The organism is Maledivibacter halophilus (genome assembly GCF_900167445.1).
GTDB lineage: Bacteria > Bacillota > Clostridia > Peptostreptococcales > Caminicellaceae > Maledivibacter > Maledivibacter halophilus.
On record NZ_FUZT01000037.1, the window covers coordinates 1 to 1,734 of the forward strand.

The following is a 1,734-nucleotide window of genomic DNA, read 5'->3' on the forward strand; positions in this document are numbered from 1 at the left end:
GTTGTGAACTTACTTTTTCTTCCCATAAAAAATACTCCTCCTTATAGCGAACAGTTTTATTATTTTAACTGTCTACTATAAGGGGAGCATATCATGAACATGGGGTTAAATTGCGTTATAGATTTTTTATGAATTTTTCTAGACGTTTTATTCCTTCTTCTACTTCTTTCATGTCGGCACAATAAACAATTCTTATATAATCATCTATCCCAAAGGCTATACCTGGAACGATAGCAACCTTATATTCCTCTAAAAATCTCTTGCAAAATTCAACAGAATAACTTTCTTTATAATTTATCTTATCTTTTAAAGATGATATATCTATAAATATATAAAAAGCACCTTGCGGATTTATAAAGGAAATTTCACTTATTTTAGAAAGTAAGGAAATGGCTTTGTCTCTACGAGCTTTATATATATTCACCATGTTTCTCATTTCATCACTACAAAGATTCAAGGCTCCGTAAGCAGCCCATTGAGAAATAGTAGATGGATGTGAAACTAAATGCCCTTGAATAGTAGAAATTGCTTTAGCAATTTTTTTAGGGCAAGCAGAATATCCTATTCGCCAGCCAGTCATAGCAGCAGATTTTGATAAGCCGTTGATAGTTACTGTGATATTCTTAGCTTCTTCTGATAAAGATGCTATGCTAGTAAATTTATTTGTATAACATATTTTTTCATAAATTTCATCGGCCAGTATATAAACATTATTGTTCAAACAAACATTAACAATAGATCTCAATTCATTTTCTGTATATATAGCTCCTGTTGGATTGGATGGATTATTAATTAATAAAAGTTTTGTTTTTTCAGAAATAGAATTTTTTAATTCTTCTGCTGTTATCTTAAAATTATTGTTTTTATTTGTTTCAACAAAAATGGGTACACCACCAAGCATTTTAACCATTTCTGAGTAGCTTACCCAAAAGGGTTTAGGTATAATTACTTCGTCTCCAGGGTTAAGAAGAGCAATTAAAGTATTAGTAATTGAGTGTTTGGCACCGCTTGAAACTACTATTTCATCAAACTCATAATTAACTCCATTTTCTTCTTTAAGTTTGTATTGAATGGCTTTTCGTAGTTCTTTTAAGCCTGCTGATGAATCATATTTAGTTTTATTTTGATGAATGGCTTCAATACCTTTAAGTTTTGCTTGTTCTGGAGTAAAGAAATCAGGTTCACCGATACTTAGATTAATTATATCAATACCCTGACTTTTTAATTCACTAACTTTAGTACTTATTTCTATAGTATAAGAAGGGGTTACATGGTCTAGTTTTTTTGATAGCATATAAAATCGCTCCTTTAGTAGTATATATATATTTAATTTATATTAAAGTAGTATTTTTTGCAATAATATATTATTAATTGAGCAAATTGCATAATTATCTTCTCAAAAAACTAACTACTATATATTGTTTTAAAATCTTATGAGCTATACTATATATTATGGTATGTAATTTCTTTAACTAAAAGAGATTATAATAATGAGGAATATATTGGTAGTTGACATTTATATATAGGCGTGGTAGTATATTAATTGTCGCTAAAAACCCAGCGGGTTTCAAGTGAAATAGCAATAAAAATATATTGACATTAAGCAAAAGACATGATAATATAAGTAAGTCGGCAACGAACGACAAATTTAACTTTGGACATTGAAAACTGAACAGTGTAAGGATAAAAAACATGTTGAACGATTGATGTAAAAGTCAACGTTTAGCCTGACCA

At 29.1% G+C, this 1,734-nt stretch carries 1 protein-coding gene; it reads right to left on the reverse strand.

Features of this window, described 5'->3' with window-relative positions; genetic code table 11:
* Positions 1–115: 115 nt before the first annotated feature.
* Positions 116–1,294 carry a pyridoxal phosphate-dependent aminotransferase gene (locus B5X81_RS26935; RefSeq protein ID WP_079496102.1) on the reverse strand — a complete coding sequence of 393 codons (1,179 nt, stop codon included), beginning with the start codon at positions 1,292–1,294 and terminating at the stop codon, positions 116–118.
* Positions 1,295–1,734: the final 440 nt, after the last annotated feature.